Origin of the sequence: Acinetobacter sp. YH16038 (assembly GCF_013417275.1) — a bacterium.
In the GTDB taxonomy this organism is placed as follows: Bacteria; Pseudomonadota; Gammaproteobacteria; order Pseudomonadales; family Moraxellaceae; genus Acinetobacter.
Map to the genome: position 1 here is coordinate 1 of NZ_VPEG01000049.1, position 12,677 is coordinate 12,677.

Genomic DNA, 12,677 nt, shown 5'->3' on the forward strand with positions numbered 1-12,677 from the left:
ATTTAGGAAAAACAGGTTGGACAGTTCAACGTTTACTCAGAATAATTCAAGTGAATTTGTTTGAAAGAAGAACTTTAAAAGCTTTATTTTCACCCGATAAAATACCCATAAAACAAGAGGAAGCTCATTTGAGCTTCCTCTTGTGAAAAATTGTGGGACAGCAATGGGAAGTTCCCCTCTTTTTAAAGAGGGGTTGGGGTGGATTAAAGTTGTTGAAATTGTTTAGAGAATAAAATGTCACTTTTAAGAGAGATACAAATTGATGCTATAAACTCAAATGCTAAGATTTCAGATTTATTAAGAAAATGTCAAATATTAGCTTATAGATTGGGTAATGAAGATTTTAAGAATTGGATTAGCTTCGAATTGCAAGGCTATCCACAAGACCCAAAAAATGTACCTGACTATAGAATCTTAAATGTTAATTCAAAAGGCCATTTTGCAGGTGCTTTTGGAAGTGCTTTAAATAATGCAGATATGTTGACTTACAGTTTGCCAGAGCAACTTCAAAAAAGTTTATCAAAAGCATATTTTTTTAGTCCTATTGCAACCCTTGAGAGTTTAACAAATAATGAAAGTGAGGTCTTAACTCAAGATTGGAATCCAGCGATTATTGCTCATTACGGTTCTAAGATGTATGAGGGTTATAATTGTATGCAAGCTTGGAAAGTAATACCTGCTTCAGCTGTAGTAGGAATAATAGATACAGTAAAAACAAAAATCTTAAATTTTGCTTTAGAAATTGAGCTGTTAAATCCGCAAGCAGGTGAAGCTGCATTGAATTCTAATCCGATTCCTCAAGAAAAAGTCACCCAGATTTTTAATTTTAATATTGCTGGTAATGTTCAAAACTTAGCTTCAGGAAATCATCACAGCACTATCCATCAAGAAATTAATAACTCTCAAATTCCTCAAGAGTTTCTAGATTTATTAAGTACTTTGAGAAAATCTGAAATCGAGGAAGAGTTAGTTAGCGATCTAGAACTAAGAATTGAAAAATTAGGAACCTCAATTGGAACACCAGAATATACTTCCCAATATGGTGAGCTAATGAGTTTTCTCTCTAATCATGTGACTATATATACTTTCTTAGCTCCATTTATTCCAATGCTATCAAGCTATTTATCATAGAAAGTGAAAGTGATTAGGCACAGCGACGAAATATCATTAGATCACAAATAAAAATAACACTTAGCTTTAACGACACTATCATTTACAAAAATGGACAATAGACATTCATCACAACAGAGTTATACTGCTTAGACCATTTTCTAAAACAACGGAGAACAAAGATGGTTACAGCTGGCTCAAAACCGGGAACAGGTTTCTATTTTTGTGTTCAATGCGGACATCGCGTCTTCTTAGAAATTGGTACAGACCGACTACCACCGTGTACCAAATGCCTCGGCACCCAATATAACGATAAGGTTGCCTAAGCACACGATATTCAAAACAGAAGATCCTGTTTTAAATAAAAGCCCTATCACCCTATAGGGCTTTTTTGTTAGCGTATAATTTACATTATAAAAATGGCTTAAATCTCAAGGGCAAGCAGCATGGAAACAATCCTCGGTTTATGTATCGGTATCGGCTTGAGTGCAGCCTCTGGTTTCCGTGTTTTTGTGCCTTTGCTGATAATGAGTATTGCCGCATTGATGGGCTGGTTTGAACCGATGACCGGTTTTGAATGGCTGGCCATGCCGGCAGTCTGCCTGGCTTTAGCCATCGCGACCCTCTGTGAAATCGCTGCGTATTATATTCCCTGGGTGGACAATGCCATCGATACAATTGCAACGCCTGCTGCCATACTGGCCGGAACTCTGACCACGATGGCTGCCAGCAGTGGAGAAATGTCCCAGTTTGCAGCTTGGGCCGCAGCGATTATTGTCGGTGGCGGAACAGCAGGGGCCGTGCAACTGAGCAGTGTTGCAGCACGTGGACTATCAACTGCCACTACAGGCGGTGTTGCGAATCCCGTACTCTCAACCGGAGAGTGGATCGGGGCTATTCTGTTATCCATTCTGTCATTGCTTTTGCCAGTGCTAGCTGCCTTGCTGGTTGTAATGCTAGCCATCATGGCAATTCGCTGGATACGTCTAAAAAAGAAAAACAAGCTAGAAAATTCCGCCTTATAAGAATCAGATAAATAAATATTTATCACTCATTCTTAATGAAATATTTGCTTAAAGAAAGGCCCTCATCTTGTTCATTAAATTGCTTGATTTTTATTCAAAAAAGACATAATTTTATTATGGGATTATAAAAGGCATAATTTTTGTATGGTTTTATTTGTGGTTGAACTTTATAAAAACAATATTAGGGGAACTATAAATGATTAAATTTATTGTAGATGAACAAGAGTCTGCCCAAGGCGTGCACTATATTCATAACGCAACACGAGGCTGTGAAGACCTGCCAGAATTTGATAACCAGATTCTGATTGGATATTTTGCTAATTATGATCTGGCTTATAAACGCGCAAGAATGAACTGGCCGAGGGAGAAAGTAGAGGGCTGTCATAAGTGCTGTACAGAATGAGATTTATAGACATATTGGTCGTCATTTAAAACCCGCTATACAGTGGGTTTTATCATTTATCCTGTTTGAAAAATGATCAATTTGACCCCATATAAAACTATAGATTTATCATGTTTAGGGCTGCTCAATTGCAACATTATCTTGATCTCAATCATGACTCGGGTGTGGCCAATTATGAGATTGGCAATGAGTTTATTCGGGTTCAATTTAAGAAAACTTCGAAAGTGTATACCTATAGTTATAGCAGTACGGGCTATCAGCATGTGGAAAATATGAAACAGCTGGCCCAGTATGGTGATGGCTTAAATGCCTATATCAATCATCATACCCGTCATCTGTTTGTACGCTAAAAAGTGATCGCTGGAAGTGAGAACTGAAACTTTTAGCTGAAAATATTTAAACCATTTCCCTTTAGATCACAGATACAAATCAGCAGTTCCTGAACATTTGATCAATCTGTTAACTTAAGGATAGATGGCTCTACAGGCAGGGAATCACTATGAATCTCGATTTCTGGTGTCGGTTTTTACTTTATACATTGGCTTTGAATTACAGCATTTTAATGCTCTGGTTTTTGCTGATTGTCTGCACGAGACTGGGTGAAACGATTGCATGGTCAATGGTTTCAGCTCTCAGATCCAACTTTTGATGCCATTCACTATAGCGGCATGGCCATTTATAAAGTCGGGATATTCCTGTTCAATCTGGTTCCGCTAATTACCCTATATTTGATGGGGAAAAGTTAGGAGATAAAACTTTCCAAAGTTCCAGGAATAAATAAAACTGATAGTCGCATCAGCATTACACAGAGCAGTTTAAGGCTTATAATGCTCGAAACAGGATAACAATATGGAAAAGGAGTTCGGATCAATGAATCAGTTTAAACCTGCCTTGATTTTAGGGGCTTTGATCGGCTTGGGAATGATTATCGCCGGATTCATTTTGGGCAATAGTGCGGTCAAGATTAAACAGTATGAGCGGATTGTTTCCGTAAAAGGGCTGTCTGAACGTGAAGTGAAAGCCGATGTCGCCGTCTGGCCGATCCGTTTTAGTGGCGGCAGTCAGGATCTGACCGAACTGTATGACACCATGGAGCTGCAAACCCAGCAAATTCAGGCTTTCTTAAAAGGTGAGGGTTTTAAGGCAGAAGAAATTACCACCGGTTCTCCAGTCACTACAGATAAATATGCCCAGCAATACGGCGGTGATGCCAATGTTGCCTTACGTTATACCGCGCATCAGACCATTACGGTTTATACCCACAATATTGATGCAGTCCGTGCAGCGCAAACCCGTCTGGTCGCTCTGGGTAAAAAGGGCATTGCTTTTGGTGGTGATGATTCCGGGCAAAGAACGGAATATATCTTTACCAAATTGAATGACATCAAACCAGCCATGATTGAAGAAGCCACGCAAAATGCCCGCAGTGTGGCAGAAAAGTTTGCCGCGGATTCTCAAAGCCGTCTCGGGAAAATCAAAACTGCCAATCAAGGTTTGTTTAGCATTGAGGACCGTGACAGCAATACGCCTTATCTAAAGAAAGTTCGTGTGGTTTCTACAGTGGATTATTATCTGGCTGATTAAATGGCTGGAAAGCTGAATAGAGGGGTCTAAAAAATTTAGAGCAGAATGAGGTTTTACATGAAGATAAATTCCAGTAATTCTGCTCTTTCTGCAATAAAAGATCTTTATTTTGAGGTGAAAGGTAAAAAATTCTTCTTCAAATATATTTAAAGAAAAATATTTTCAAAAATCGGGAAAATTAAAAAATCTTAGGAAATTAATTTTGCCGCAGCTTGGCTACTATAGATCTCAAGGGTGTGATGGGATCGAAAAGAGTAGCATGCTGTGAGTGGCGCAAAACGCGAGTGCAGTACGAACCCAAAAGGTCTCGATTCGGCTTAGGACGCTATAGACCAAAAGTTTATAGGCTATAAGATCATTTCTTACAAAGAGTGATAGTTGAAGTAAACCATCAAGATGTTTTCCCAACACCCTCAAAATTTTCTCCTCTCATAAAAACAATCTTCTCCTCCAAACTGTTGAACACCTTCCCTACCCAGTCACTTATATTCTTCCTAAATAGCTGTAAATTCATTTGAGATTCAAATAAATACTATTTTAATCACATATCTAATCTATTTTATTTACAGCCTATAGCTTTCGACTATTTTATGTTTAAATACTACTCTAATGTCGCTGGTTGTTTATAAGTATTTGATATAAATAATTTAAAGTATAATATGTTTAATATTTGCTCACAAATTATATCCTTGAAAAATAAAACAGAATGCTATGATAATTTTGCATATAAGAAAGGGGCACGTCCCATGAAAAAATATGAATTAGAAATCAGTTATCCGCATCAAGAAGAAGACGAAGCAGAGCAGCTAGGCAGCTTATCGGCAGAAGAAATTCTCTCTACTTTCAAGTCCATTAACTGGCAACAGTTACGGGTTTTACAATTACAGATGCAAGCCGCCATTACCACTTTTACCGTAACAGACTCCGATGCTGAACAGTCGATTCAGATCACACTGAATGAACTGGCGCCGTCAGGTCAGCTTGAGTTCAGGCTGGAAAGTGATATTGAAGTCGAAGCTCAACATAAAATTCTGGGACTGTTTAGCCTGAAAAACAAAGACTATGTGTCATTTCGCAATCTGACTATGTCACAGGTTCAGCAATATCTTATGGCATTTTTAAATGAAGATCTCGACAGACTGAAAACCCAGTATCAGTCGGGTCATTCAGTATCTCCCATCAGTGCAGCGTCCAAAGCTTAGTCAGGCACTGATCCTGTAACAGGGCTGGATTGACAGTATTCCCTGACATTGTTATTTTGCGCGTTTTCTCCTGAATGCTTACAGCACATGCCTATTAACGACAACTTTGTCTACGCGCCGCCTCAAGACCCATTGCATATTCTGTATGAAGATGATGATCTGGTTGTCATTGAGAAGCCGGCCGGTTTGTTGTCTGTTCCGGGACGTTTGCCTGAGCATCATGACAGTGCTTATCTACGGGTACGAGAGCGTTATCCGAATGCCAAAATTACCCATCGTCTGGATATGGCCACGTCTGGTATCCTGATGTTTGCCAAACATCGCGATGCTGAAGTGGCTGTCAGCAAAATGTTTCAGGCACGTACAGTCAGCAAACACTATATTGCGCTGGTACAGGGAGAAATTCAGGCCGAGGGCAGTGTCGATGTACCTTTGATTACTGACTGGGAAAATCGCCCTCGGCAAATGGTGCATTTTGAACTGGGTAAAGCTGCCAAAACACTCTATCAACGGCTGGGATATCTGCCTGAGCAAGACATCAGCCGGGTATTACTAACGCCAATTACCGGGCGTTCACATCAGCTCAGAGTCCACATGCTGCATATCGGTCATCCGATTACGGGCGATAAAATCTATCATCCGGAACCAACGCGTAGTCCTCTTAATCGCATGGCCTTGCATGCCAGTGAACTGACTTTTACTCAACCCTTGAGTGGTCATAAAGTTGAAATTCTTGCACCTGCACCATTTTAGTAAAATTTAAGCATTCAAAAAATGAATATGGATTCTGATAAATATTTAAATTTTAGTAAGCTGCAACAGAAATGTCAGAATTTATTTCAGTCATCGGAAAATTATGGAGTTGAATTTAAGCAGTTTTCTAGAAAAATTATGTTCTGAATCATGTCTTATCAAGTAATGATTTTTTGAAATTAAAAAAGTGTACCCGGAAAAATTTCAGGAATCATTTAAGGGACTTTATCACTTTATCTTTAGTTTAACTGTTTGATCTATCTATTTTTATTCAGTTTTTATCAAGATTTGCAGTCTCTCAGGGGTTTGTTCTTATAACATTCGATATAAAAATAAAAACCCCTTTAATTGATTATCACCAACAGATTCATTTTAAGTAAATTGATAGGCATAAAAATATTAAGGTTTTATAGGTGAAAAATCATTTAAAAGATCAATTATATTAAATGTTTATGGTCATTTTTTATCTTTGATTCTCATCATTAAATTATGCAGAATAACTTTAAAACATCATAAATTTTTAATTTTTTAGTGCCTATATATGGTGCAAGGGGTAAGGGACAGGATGATGCTAAGTGGCGTGCTCTTTGTTCTCGCAAGTGTTTTAATCATTGTATTACTATGGGTATTCAATAGCCTGAAATTATCAAGAAACAATATTCAGTCCTTACAGGAAAATCTGGATCATTCACGCAGTAAATTGGCTGATTATGAAACACAAGTTGATGAATTAAATTATGAAATGACCCAGCTACGGATGCAACTGGGAAGTGCCAGAACTGAACTGAATAAATATAAACAATATCAGGATATCTGTGACATCGAACAATACATTATTAACCGCAGCTTGCAGGCCGAAAATTTCGTAGAAGTAACCAAGCTTGATGCTTCCATCATGCTGGATGATCTCAAAGCCTATATCGCTCAGGTCAAAGCGTATTTACAGAATTTACAGACTCAGGCCGAAGCTGATATTGAGCGACAGGCTCGAAAAGCTTTACAGGCTTATTATCAGCAGGCTAAAGAACAACAGCGACTGCAAGAAGTAGTTGAAGCTCTCGAGCATAAGATCAAGGGCTATCAACATGGTTTTGATCTGCCGGTCACGCAGCTTCTGGATCAGCTCATTAGTGGCTACAACGATACTGATGCAGCCCGGCATTTACTGGCTATCAGAACACAGATTGAGCAGGCCAAAGAACAGCAGCAGGTGGCTAGCTGTAACTATGTTGATGAAGACCGTCGCAAGAGCACCATTGCGATTTTGAGTCTGGCATTTAATAGCAGGGCAGAATTGTATTTGTCCCAGTTAAATACTCATAATCTGGGTGAAATGCTGCAATCCTTAAAAGATGATTATCGCCTGATGAACTATAAAGGACAAAGCTTGAGCCAGGCCATGATTCAGGAGTCTTATCTGAACTTACGTCTGGAAGAGCTTAAATTCGCCACCATTTTACTCGAGCTTCGACAGAATCAAGTGTCTGAGCCATCTGCAGTGATCGCTTCCTAACTACAATTAAAAAAGACAGATCAACCGATGAAATTTTTTAATCTGCAGATTGATATGCAGGTATTTTTAATTAGATGAAAATGCAGCTTTTTTTCTCAAATTCTTAAATTTATATTGATAAAATTCAGTTGGTTATTTAGAGAAAGTTAATTTTTTTTCATATTCTGTACTCGATAATTCAAATAAAATAAGTTAAGCTGAATCGAATAATAAAACATCATAATAAGGATATCTCTATGGCACGCGATTATGACAAATTCCCTGACGATGAAAATGGTCATGTACTGTGGCAAATGTATCAGGATGGTGATGATCTGCAGGACGACCATGAAATTGAATTCTCGATAGCCTTTAATAGTGAAGAACAGGCTGACCGCTGTGCATTGCATTTACTCAAAGAAGAACAAAAGATAAGCCTATATCAGGATGAGGAGAGCGATACGCTGGAATGGACAATTACCATTCATGTCTATATGCAACCTACCTATGAAAATATTGTCGATCTGGAACAATGGTTTACCAGAATTGCTGCTGAATTTCAGGGTGAATATGATGGCTGGGGCTGTATGGCCTATGTTTACGATGATGAAGATGACCCGGAAGAAGGTGAAAGCAAACTTCGTAGCAGCTAATCAAAATTTCCTTATTCAAGCCCGGTTAAGCCGGGTTTTTTATGGCCTGCGGTATTGGTCGGGTCAACTGTAGTTTTTTGTTATACATCCTATAAAATGGATAAATAACAATTATATTTAGGCCGTACAGTATATTGGGCAGTCATTTAAATACTGAGGCCGACGAGATCGGGATGATCCGTCCGAATAATAAATAAAAATAATCTTTCAGTAAGAACAAGAAAAAAAGGTAGGCTGAAATGAGTTATACCCTAAAAATGCATCGCGTATTCAGTGCGCCACCGGAACGGGTGTACCGGGCCTTTATTCATCCAGATGCCATTGCAAAATGGCTGGCACCGCATGGCTTTACTGCCAGAGTTGAGCATGCCGAAGTCAAACCGGGAGGCAACTATAAAATCACCTTGACCAATTTTGCCACTGGTACCCAGCATCATTTACATGGCACCTATCATGAAGTCATTCCCAACCAGTTACTGCGCTATACCGATTGCTTTTCTACACCTGAGGTCAAAGGCGAAATTGAAGTCACGCTCATCTTTGAAAAAGTGTCTGTAGGCACCAGTCTGCATATGATTCAGGTGGGTTATCCGGATCTGGTACCACCATCTGCATGTCACTTAAGCTGGCAGGAGTCATTGCAGCTTTTGTCCTGGCTGGTCAATCCACATATTTTAGATGGTTAAGTTCAGTTAATTAAGTCGAGCGGGAGATCCTTTTAAAGCTTGAGCATGAACCCATCCAAAGATGCTATAATTCAACTTTAATTTTTTGTTTTTTCTTTTATTTTTCGTTTTGTTGAGGTTGCTATGGCTTTACCACAATGCCCAAAATGCCAGTCTGAATATACTTATGAAGATGGTGACTTGTTAATCTGCCCAGAATGTGGATATGAGTGGAAAGAAGGGGAAGCAACTGAGGAAACCGTGGTCATCAAGGATGCGCATGGCAATCTGCTGGCTGATGGCGACACAGTTACGGTGATTAAGGATCTTAAAATTAAAGGATCTTCTTCAGTGGTTAAAGTCGGGACTAAAGTCAAAAATATTCGTCTATTGCCCGATGCAACTGATGGACATGATATTGACTGTAAAATTGATGGCATTGGCGCCATGAAGCTCAAATCTGAATATGTGAAAAAAGCCTGATACGTTCTTATACGAATGAGTGCTTTCGGTCTTCGGGTTTGAAGGTTTATGCTTCTTCCTCAAACTCGAAGATCAATCTCTTCTGATTGCCATATCATGCCTGGATCTATGCTTTATGCCTCATCTTCATCTTGAATATTCAGATAATATTCAGCAGCTTGAAACCCGACCTTTAATGTTGGCAATTCACCAGGCCTTATTTAACGCCGGTTATATTAATGACCCGAATGATTTAAAAAGTAGGGCGATTGTACAGCAGGATTTTGTGATTGGACTAGAGCAGGAGACAGATCAGGCTTATGTGCATGCTAAAGTTTCTCTCCTGACTGGTCGTAGTCTGGACATCCGCCAGGCAATTTCCAAGCTGGTACTTCAGGTCATGCAGCAGCACATTGTCTTGCAGCCGGGGTTAAAGATTCAGCTCTGTGTTGAAATTCTGGAAATGGACAAAGAGACTTATACTAAAGCTATTATTTGATTTTTTTTAGATTGAAGTGAGGACTAGGAAATGAAGTTTTCTTAGTTTCTCTCTTTATCTTGAATACATCAGAACTTAATAAAAAATTGAGAAGTATCAAAGCGATTTTGAAATATAAAGAACGATAAATAAAACTAGAGCATGAAAATTTAAATAATCAGTCAAAATTCACCTGATTATTGCAGTTGATCAGAAAATTTTGCCTATAATTAAAAAAATAGTGTAATTTTAGGTATTAGGTCACACTTTTGACCTGATATATGGGGGATGGGTAAAACCAGGACCCATTCACATAATTAAAAATAATGAAAAACAAGAAAGACTGAAAGTAATGAGATGCTTGAAATCTCGGTTTTCAAGTCTGAATAAAACCTTATAGAGAGGTATTCAATGAAAATAATAGGGGAAGAATGTCTGGCTCAGGAAGTCAGGACATTTTTACAAAAATGGGATCAAGCTATTTGTTCACTTGAATTCAGCGAAATTCGTCAACTTTGCCGACCAGATGTCTGTCTGATTGATATTAGCTCCGAACTGAAAGGGATCGAGGCTTATCAGGCTGCATGGCAACAGTACCGCCCATATATGCGCAACAATGGTATGCGCGTTGAACGGAAGGAGGTCACCATTCAGGTCAATAATGACATGGCTTTCGTATATGGTTATGTCCGGATTGCCTATGCGGCGATGGAGCGATATTTTCCTTTACAGTGGTGTCGCTTCAGCATGGTCTTAAGCAAGCAGCAAGATCAGTGGCAATTGCATTATCAGCATATTTCTGTCCCTGTTCAGGAGAAAACTGAAAAACTGCGTCCTGTGAAACTGGCAGGTTAAGGTGCAAGTTTTAAATTTCATTGAAACAAGATCATCATGTCTATTTGTCCATTCTTGAAAAGAAATCGCCATAAAAAAGCCTGAATCATTCAGGCTTTTTTATTTAGGGAAGATTAAAAGCGTTTTGGAATCCGCTGACCATTCGGTACCGGAATTTCCGCATTTTTTAATACGCCAAATAACCAGGTTTCTGCATGTTGTACGGCTGTTTTCAACTGGTCACCCAAGGCTAAACGTCCGGCAATGAAACTCGCCAGTGAACAGCCTGAGCCGTGATATTCACCTTCCAGACGCGGACAGCGGGTTTCGTTGATTAATTCACCCTGAATATATAGGCGGTTCTGGATATAGTCGGGAGTATCTTCGTGGCCGCCTTTGACCAAAATCGCATGAGCACCCATTTCAAACAGTTTCTGCGTGGCTTGATCTAAATCCTGCTCACCTGTTAGGGCACGCAACTCAACAGTATTTGGAGTTAAAATCGTAGCTAGCGGAATCAGTTGTTTAAACGCTTTGACCAGTGTGGCCTGATTGCCGAGTGAGCCACCGCTGTTGGCTACCAGCACCGGATCCAGTACATACTGATAGTCCGGATGCGCAGTTAGAAATTCTGCCAGCACCTCAATATTTACAGTCGTTCCCAGCATGCCTGATTTAACACAGCGGATCGGCAGATCATTTACCACGGCATTGGCCTGAGCCAGCAGTAATTCCTTTGAAGTTGCTTCAAAACCAAAGACCTGTTGTGAGTTCTGGATAGTCAGGGCTGTACAGGCTATTGCAGCATGAGCACCACTTTGACCGATGGCTTCAATATCTGCTTGAAGGCCTGCTCCACCTGAAGGATCTAAACCTGAAAAGCAAAGTACGGTAGGTCGCAAAATGATGTCCTTCATTCACTAAAATTGCCTTAGTATAGGCAAATTTATTCAAACTCTCGATATTAATTTCTATCACTTGCAAGAACGGTCTGTCAGGCAAAATTTCGTATGTTTTATCTGATCAAAATATAGAGTTGATTACCCTGAAAATGGGCATTCTTGGCTTGTTTTTATGGCCTAATAATTGCTTTAGAGTAGAGAAATCTGGCTATACTCACGTTATGAATTGATGTCGGTTGCAAACATAGGGGACAAGGTGTGATTCAGAATATTTTAATTGACTTGGATGGTACATTAACCGATCCAAAAGTGGGGATTACGACTTCTGCCCGCTATGGTCTGGAAAAGGTGGGTCATCCGATCAGTGAAGACACGAATATTGACTGGATTATCGGGCCTCCTCTAAAAGCTTCGTTAGCCAAAATTCTGAATGTAGATGCGGATGATACCCTGGCTGAACAGGCACTAATGGCATATCGTGAGCGTTTTGCAGTGACTGGCTTATATGAAAATCACGTCTTTGAAGGCGTAGCTGAAACTCTGGCGGAACTTAAACGCCGTGGTTATCGCCTGTTTCTCGCAACAGCAAAACCAACCGTTTATGCCAGACAGATTCTGGAACATTTTAATCTGGCCCAGTATTTTACTGAGATTTATGGCAGTGAGCTGAATGGTGATCGGACCAATAAAGGGGAACTGATTCAGTATATCCTGGAACAACAAGGCATACAGGCTGATCAATGCATTATGGTGGGGGACCGTGAGCATGATATTTTTGGTGCCCGCCATAATGGGATTGAGTCGATTGCAGTCAAATACGGCTATGGTTCAGAAATTGAATTACAGCAGGCGCAGCCCAAGTATACGATTGAGAACTTTAGTCATTTATTAGACTATTTAACCCGAATCGCGGATAAAAAATTGACTTGAAAAATAAGAGGACTAGAGCCATCAGTTGAGTTACCACACAAAACTTAAAACTCTAGTCCCGATGTTTAATAGTACCGAATTATTTTGCGTAATTGATGATTTCTTTCTTAAATTTGAAGCAACCTACTGGAATTTCCTTAAACAAAGTCGTCGTTTCTCCAGAGTCCGAACCGCTCACTTGAGT

Annotated in this window: 16 protein-coding genes and 3 pseudogenes; 18 read left to right on the forward strand and 1 reads right to left on the reverse strand. The window is 39.5% G+C overall.

Going from position 1 to position 12,677, the window contains the following annotated elements:
• The 16 genes and pseudogenes from FTV34_RS15175 to FTV34_RS15250 all read left to right on the forward strand — a co-directional run.
• A pseudogene (locus tag FTV34_RS15175) lies at positions 1-146 on the forward strand (IS4 family transposase); the annotation flags it as partial.
• Between the two features lie 88 nt (positions 147-234).
• Entirely contained in the window at positions 235-1,131 is an 897-nt protein-coding gene (locus FTV34_RS15180) for a hypothetical protein (protein WP_179993183.1), read from the forward strand.
• Between the two features lie 107 nt (positions 1,132-1,238).
• Entirely contained in the window at positions 1,239-1,436 is a 198-nt protein-coding gene (locus FTV34_RS15185) for a zinc ribbon-containing protein (RefSeq protein WP_257229525.1), read from the forward strand.
• A 120-nt stretch (positions 1,437-1,556) separates the two neighbouring features.
• Positions 1,557-2,135 carry a DUF4126 domain-containing protein gene (locus FTV34_RS15190; RefSeq protein WP_159123693.1) on the forward strand — a complete coding sequence of 193 codons (579 nt, stop codon included), beginning with the start codon at positions 1,557-1,559 and terminating at the stop codon, positions 2,133-2,135.
• Positions 2,136-2,331: 196 nt separating this feature from the next.
• Complete coding sequence (locus FTV34_RS15195) at positions 2,332-2,538, forward strand: hypothetical protein (protein WP_005237115.1); 207 nt, start codon at positions 2,332-2,334, stop codon at positions 2,536-2,538.
• A gap of 128 nt (positions 2,539-2,666) precedes the next feature.
• Positions 2,667-2,888 (forward strand): hypothetical protein, encoded by a 222-nt coding sequence (locus FTV34_RS15200; RefSeq protein ID WP_159123700.1) that lies wholly within the window; start codon positions 2,667-2,669, stop codon positions 2,886-2,888.
• 149 nt (positions 2,889-3,037) lie between these two features.
• Positions 3,038-3,284, forward strand: a pseudogene (locus tag FTV34_RS15205) (DUF6868 family protein).
• 124 nt (positions 3,285-3,408) lie between these two features.
• Positions 3,409-4,122, forward strand: a complete 714-nt coding sequence (locus tag FTV34_RS15210) for an SIMPL domain-containing protein (protein WP_005237113.1) — start codon at positions 3,409-3,411, stop codon at positions 4,120-4,122.
• A gap of 746 nt (positions 4,123-4,868) precedes the next feature.
• Complete coding sequence (locus FTV34_RS15215; protein ID WP_004785138.1) at positions 4,869-5,324, forward strand: hypothetical protein; 456 nt, start codon at positions 4,869-4,871, stop codon at positions 5,322-5,324.
• 87 nt (positions 5,325-5,411) lie between these two features.
• Positions 5,412-6,077: a pseudouridine synthase gene (locus tag FTV34_RS15220; protein WP_180070724.1), complete on the forward strand. Its 666-nt coding sequence runs from the start codon at positions 5,412-5,414 to the stop codon at positions 6,075-6,077.
• A gap of 568 nt (positions 6,078-6,645) precedes the next feature.
• Complete coding sequence (locus FTV34_RS15225; RefSeq protein ID WP_179993179.1) at positions 6,646-7,590, forward strand: DUF4041 domain-containing protein; 945 nt, start codon at positions 6,646-6,648, stop codon at positions 7,588-7,590.
• 236 nt (positions 7,591-7,826) lie between these two features.
• Positions 7,827-8,222: a ribonuclease E inhibitor RraB gene (locus FTV34_RS15230; protein WP_004785133.1), complete on the forward strand. Its 396-nt coding sequence runs from the start codon at positions 7,827-7,829 to the stop codon at positions 8,220-8,222.
• A 239-nt stretch (positions 8,223-8,461) separates the two neighbouring features.
• Positions 8,462-8,908 carry an SRPBCC domain-containing protein gene (locus FTV34_RS15235; RefSeq protein WP_159123695.1) on the forward strand — a complete coding sequence of 149 codons (447 nt, stop codon included), beginning with the start codon at positions 8,462-8,464 and terminating at the stop codon, positions 8,906-8,908.
• Between the two features lie 123 nt (positions 8,909-9,031).
• The gene (locus FTV34_RS15240; protein ID WP_034705280.1) at positions 9,032-9,370 is read left to right on the forward strand and encodes a zinc ribbon domain-containing protein YjdM; all 339 of its coding nucleotides are present in this window, start codon (positions 9,032-9,034) and stop codon (positions 9,368-9,370) included.
• 115 nt (positions 9,371-9,485) lie between these two features.
• The gene (locus FTV34_RS15245) at positions 9,486-9,848 is read left to right on the forward strand and encodes a 5-carboxymethyl-2-hydroxymuconate Delta-isomerase (protein WP_159123696.1); all 363 of its coding nucleotides are present in this window, start codon (positions 9,486-9,488) and stop codon (positions 9,846-9,848) included.
• 390 nt (positions 9,849-10,238) lie between these two features.
• Positions 10,239-10,682 carry a nuclear transport factor 2 family protein gene (locus tag FTV34_RS15250; RefSeq protein ID WP_159123697.1) on the forward strand — a complete coding sequence of 148 codons (444 nt, stop codon included), beginning with the start codon at positions 10,239-10,241 and terminating at the stop codon, positions 10,680-10,682.
• 113 nt (positions 10,683-10,795) lie between these two features.
• Here FTV34_RS15250 and FTV34_RS15255 read toward each other — a convergent pair whose 3' ends face one another.
• Entirely contained in the window at positions 10,796-11,563 is a 768-nt protein-coding gene (locus tag FTV34_RS15255) for a hydroxymethylpyrimidine/phosphomethylpyrimidine kinase (protein ID WP_159123701.1), read from the reverse strand.
• 258 nt (positions 11,564-11,821) lie between these two features.
• Between FTV34_RS15255 and FTV34_RS15260 the strand changes: the two genes are divergently transcribed.
• Positions 11,822-12,493 carry an HAD family hydrolase gene (locus tag FTV34_RS15260; RefSeq protein WP_180070726.1) on the forward strand — a complete coding sequence of 224 codons (672 nt, stop codon included), beginning with the start codon at positions 11,822-11,824 and terminating at the stop codon, positions 12,491-12,493.
• Between the two features lie 61 nt (positions 12,494-12,554).
• Positions 12,555-12,677 (forward strand): annotated as a pseudogene (locus tag FTV34_RS15265) (IS982 family transposase); the annotation flags it as partial.

What these genes read in the sequence shown, in the direction of transcription:
- FTV34_RS15180 (WP_179993183.1), top strand. Translation starts at nt 235, where the DNA reads ATGTCACTTTTAAGAGAGATACAAATTGATGCTATAAACTCAAATGCT.
- FTV34_RS15190 (WP_159123693.1), top strand. Translation starts at nt 1,557, where the DNA reads ATGGAAACAATCCTCGGTTTATGTATCGGTATCGGCTTGAGTGCAGCC.
- FTV34_RS15195 (WP_005237115.1), top strand. Translation starts at nt 2,332, where the DNA reads ATGATTAAATTTATTGTAGATGAACAAGAGTCTGCCCAAGGCGTGCAC.
- FTV34_RS15210 (WP_005237113.1), top strand. Translation starts at nt 3,409, where the DNA reads ATGAATCAGTTTAAACCTGCCTTGATTTTAGGGGCTTTGATCGGCTTG.
- FTV34_RS15215 (WP_004785138.1), top strand. Translation starts at nt 4,869, where the DNA reads ATGAAAAAATATGAATTAGAAATCAGTTATCCGCATCAAGAAGAAGAC.
- FTV34_RS15220 (WP_180070724.1), top strand. Translation starts at nt 5,412, where the DNA reads ATGCCTATTAACGACAACTTTGTCTACGCGCCGCCTCAAGACCCATTG.
- FTV34_RS15225 (WP_179993179.1), top strand. Translation starts at nt 6,646, where the DNA reads ATGCTAAGTGGCGTGCTCTTTGTTCTCGCAAGTGTTTTAATCATTGTA.
- FTV34_RS15230 (WP_004785133.1), top strand. Translation starts at nt 7,827, where the DNA reads ATGGCACGCGATTATGACAAATTCCCTGACGATGAAAATGGTCATGTA.
- FTV34_RS15235 (WP_159123695.1), top strand. Translation starts at nt 8,462, where the DNA reads ATGAGTTATACCCTAAAAATGCATCGCGTATTCAGTGCGCCACCGGAA.
- FTV34_RS15240 (WP_034705280.1), top strand. Translation starts at nt 9,032, where the DNA reads ATGGCTTTACCACAATGCCCAAAATGCCAGTCTGAATATACTTATGAA.
- FTV34_RS15245 (WP_159123696.1), top strand. Translation starts at nt 9,486, where the DNA reads ATGCCTCATCTTCATCTTGAATATTCAGATAATATTCAGCAGCTTGAA.
- FTV34_RS15250 (WP_159123697.1), top strand. Translation starts at nt 10,239, where the DNA reads ATGAAAATAATAGGGGAAGAATGTCTGGCTCAGGAAGTCAGGACATTT.